The sequence below is a fragment of the Helicobacter sp. MIT 11-5569 genome, from assembly GCF_000765695.2.
Classification (GTDB): domain Bacteria; phylum Campylobacterota; class Campylobacteria; order Campylobacterales; family Helicobacteraceae; genus Helicobacter_D.
In genome coordinates this window covers 1-4,031 of sequence record NZ_JRPB02000025.1, presented here as the reverse complement: position 1 = coordinate 4,031, position 4,031 = coordinate 1, and the positions used below count along the sequence as shown (strand labels likewise).

At 28.7% G+C, this 4,031-nt stretch carries 2 protein-coding genes and 1 pseudogene; all 3 read left to right on the top strand.

Annotated features, from left to right (window positions below):
- Nucleotides 1–568 (top strand): annotated as a pseudogene (locus LS70_RS10000) (hypothetical protein); the annotation flags it as partial.
- A 36-nt stretch (nt 569–604) separates the two neighbouring features.
- A complete protein-coding gene (locus LS70_RS09670; protein WP_034286951.1) occupies nt 605–1,900 on the top strand; it encodes a hypothetical protein in 1,296 nt (431 codons plus the stop codon).
- Nucleotides 1,890–4,031, top strand: a 2,142-nt coding sequence (locus tag LS70_RS09665) for a hypothetical protein (protein ID WP_138109443.1), incomplete at its 3' end; no start/stop codon positions are given. The genes LS70_RS09670 and LS70_RS09665, both read left to right, overlap by 11 nt.

Here is a 4,031-nt window from a genome sequence, read left to right as displayed (position 1 = left end):
AGGATTTAAAAATGTCAATGTTAAAGAAGATTATTTAGAAAACACTTTACTCTCTAAAGAAACAAATGTAAAACTTAATAATACTTTGAATGTGGGAGTAGATAATAAGATAAGAATTGCTAAAAATTCTAGTGAGTTTGTAGGGGGGGATAAAGAGGTGGAGGTAAGACAAAGTCAAAAAACTATTATCCATAAAGATGCAATAAAGAACATAAAGAGAAACAGAAAAGATATATTAGAAGGTTCATGGGATATTAAAAGCTTTAAGGATATTAATATAAGCTCTAAGTCAAACTATTCTCTTAGTGTTGATGATAATATAGACTTTTATTCTAAGAATTGTTTAAAATTAAATAGCATTAAACAAACGACTTTAAATAATCAAGATTTGCTAATTAACACAGCAGAACAAGCAATACTAAAAGCTAATAAAAAAATACAACTCTCCATAGGAGATGCTACAATACAAAGTAATGGTAAAGAGATTGTCTTGCAAGTTGGTTCAAGTAAAATTACTATTGAAAAAAGTGGAATCAAGATTCAAGGAAAAGTAGAGATAGAAGAATGATGTAAAGTAGCATAATAACAAGATAAAGGAGGGAGTATGGGCTATAGTAGTTTTAATTACTTGGGGAAAAGCATATTTAATTCTTTGATTGATTTTGTAAGAGGCGATCATTATAATGAATCTATAAATATACAAAAATCCCATTTAATTAAAGACCTAAGCACCCTACAAGACAACGATTTTAGTGCCTTTGGTGTAGGCTTACCTAAAAGAGTAATTTTAGAAGTCTTTGATTTTCACAAAAAACACAATGATGAGTTTTCTAAACTTGTTAAAAAATATCCTTTCTCTCAAGTCATCTTTTCACAATGGCTTACAATAAAACTCTATGAAAGACATAAAGAACTTATAAAGAATCCAAAACTAGAATACAAAGAATTTTTAAAAAACTTCACTTCTACTTTTAACCATAAACCCTATAATCTCCTTGATGCTTTAAGAAAGATAGAGATTCAAGAGATAAATTATGCAAATGATGTAAGTTTTAGTATTATCGATATTGGTATAGCCTCAAATCTCTTTTATACTAATTCCATTACCCTTTATGATATTATCTATGATATGATTCCAAACTCTATTAGAAAAGTCTTTTTAAAAAATGAGGAATACTTAAAAACTTATTTACCTTTAAATCAAGAAAGATTCTATTATGAGGGGGTAGAAAAGCTTATACTTAATGCCCTACATTTAAAAGATTACAAAACAGATTCTTTAATCCCTCAAGCTAAAACCAACAAACTAGGAATCGGTTATGATGAGATTTGGGAGTTAATCCATAATGATGAAACAAGTTTAGATTATCCAGAGATTTATGAGTTTGAATTAGTAGAAGCTCCAGAATTTACGGAATATTATATAGACGAAAAAGGGAATAAAGTTTCTGTATTTCCTCCACCTTATAAAACAATTCCAATCCCTAATTCAAAACATAAAGCAGACTTTGCAGATATTATTAGGCTTTCAGCAGACCCATATTATAATAATGCAGGACTTTATTTATTTCAAAGCGAAATTCACAATAGCAAGAAAGTAGATGAAATCATTCATAAACAAGCTAATGAAGCTTATATGCTAATCTTGCAAAACAACTTCCACACTCAAGATATTCTCTTTGAAAGCTTAAGGGTAAAGTTTAGGGAAGATGAGGAGTTTAGAGAAGAAATTAAGAAAAGAAGTGAATCGGGCGATATTGTTGTCCCAATAATAATGGATTATAATGCTACTTGGTATGGCTGGGTATTAAGCCGTGAAGCCTTCCTCGCCTTTCGCTTTAATCAAGCTTTAGCTTTAGGCTTTTTAAATGCTTATGATAAGGAAACAAATGGAATCTAAAATGCAATTTCAATCAATCACCTTTGAAGAATATAATAAAATTAGAAAACTCCTCTTGGTAGGTAGCGAAGCAATCAGAGAAGAGGTTTATAGAGATAGTAGAGGCATAGCTACCATAGGCATAGGAATCAACATAGGAGGAAATAATCTCAAAGGATTATGGATAAAGCTTATCTTATATTATTTCTTTGGTTTGACAAAAAAACTTAAAGATATTCCCTTTACTCAATTTGATGATTATAAATACACTTTTAATAACATTATTAAAGATACTACAAGCTATAAATATGAAGAATATAAAACTCTAATAGATAATATTTCTGCTCAAATGCTAAAAACACTGCAAACAGATATAAAAACATCTACTTTAAATACAATCATTCAAGATAACATAAAAGATTATATAAACGAAACAAAGAAAAAACAAAAGCAAAATCCCAATTCAAACCTAGAACAACTTCAAAGACTAAGTGAAGAAGATTTAAAAATCACAAAGGATTCTCAAAGAAACAACCAATACTTAGAATTTAAGCTTAATGAACAACAAGCAGAAGAACTTTTTAACATTATGGCAATTAATTATGAAGCTATTACTTTAAAACACTTCAATAATAAAGATATTACTCACTTTAACAAAATCAAAGAAGAAAAAGAAAGTAATAAAGAATACTACAAAGAGTTTATTCCCTTTTTAAGTGCCACTTATCAAGCACCCAATAGCATAAAAAACAATACTTTAATCCAAAAAGCCTTTATAAGCAAAAGCAGATTCTTAATCTGGGCTGTTCTTAGATATGATTTAGGAAGTGATATTCGTAGAAGAATCCTACAATCTGCTATTTTTAACTTCAATGCTAAATTAGATAACCAAATAGAAAATGATGAAGAAAAGTTTAACACTTGTATAGATATTTTTAAAACATTGAATCTTTTAGAAGAAAATACAGATACGAATAAGCAAACTCATTTGCAGTATTTTAGGGAACAAGAATTAGAGAGAAAAAAGAGAGAAGATGGGAAAGCAGGAAACAATATGCAAGAGATAATGAAAAGTGAAGTAGGGTTTTGCAAAGGAAAGCCAAATTTAGAATCTTGTAAGATTTATCATTCTAATGTTATCAACCCAAGCGAACTAGAACCTCTTATGAATCTCTTAAATCCTTATGTGAAATATCTTGATTCTTTAATCCCTTCTGCTAAGTTTGAAAACAATGCAGACTTTAACAAATTTACTTTAGAATCTGATGCACAAGAATCCACAACCCAAAGTGATTCCAATCTTTATCGCTTTAAACCTCAAAACATCTATGTTTTAAATAACAACAATCATCATGAAGTCTTAAATGCAATGCGTGAATATAATGCTACAAAAGATACAAGCAATGAAAATCCCAATAACACTAAAGAGATAACAAAAGATTCTAAAGATTCTAACAATACAAACAAAGATTCCAATAACCAAACCAACAAAACAGAAAATCTTCTCCTTATTATTACTGAAGCAATCCATGAAGAATTAAAAATCCAAAAGCCAATTAACACTTATCTTTATATTGTTCAAAACAAAGCTATTTGCAATACTATTGATTGCGCCTTGCTCAACAATCCTTTAAGAAATTCTACAAAAGAAAATGACAAATGCGAACTTTATACTTATGAAGAACAAGAAAACAATAAACCCAATATGAATTCTTTGGCAACAACAACTTCTTTACAATTACAAGAAAAAGACAATACTTTAGAATCTAAAGAAAACAATTACACTTATAGCTTTGATATTTTAAATCACTTAAATATCAAACAAGACCATCAAACCTTCTTTGTGCTAAGTAATTATAGATTCTACTTAGAAGAAATGTATAATAATATTAATATAAATAACAATCCAAATATTTATTTAGGCAGCACTAACACCACAAACTTTAATCAAGATTCCACCAATTCCACTTATATCACACAAACGATTCTGCAGCCTAACATTGCTTATTCTACTTTAGGCATACAATTAAAAACTTCAAAACCTCAAGACACCTTTAATAACAATGGAAACTTTAATATTAAACTCACAAACATTGATTTTAAAAGTATAGAATCCATAACAAATCATAGTATCACTAAAGATTCTCCAATC

What these genes read in the sequence shown, in the direction of transcription:
- LS70_RS09670 (WP_034286951.1), top strand. Translation starts at nt 605, where the DNA reads ATGGGCTATAGTAGTTTTAATTACTTGGGGAAAAGCATATTTAATTCT.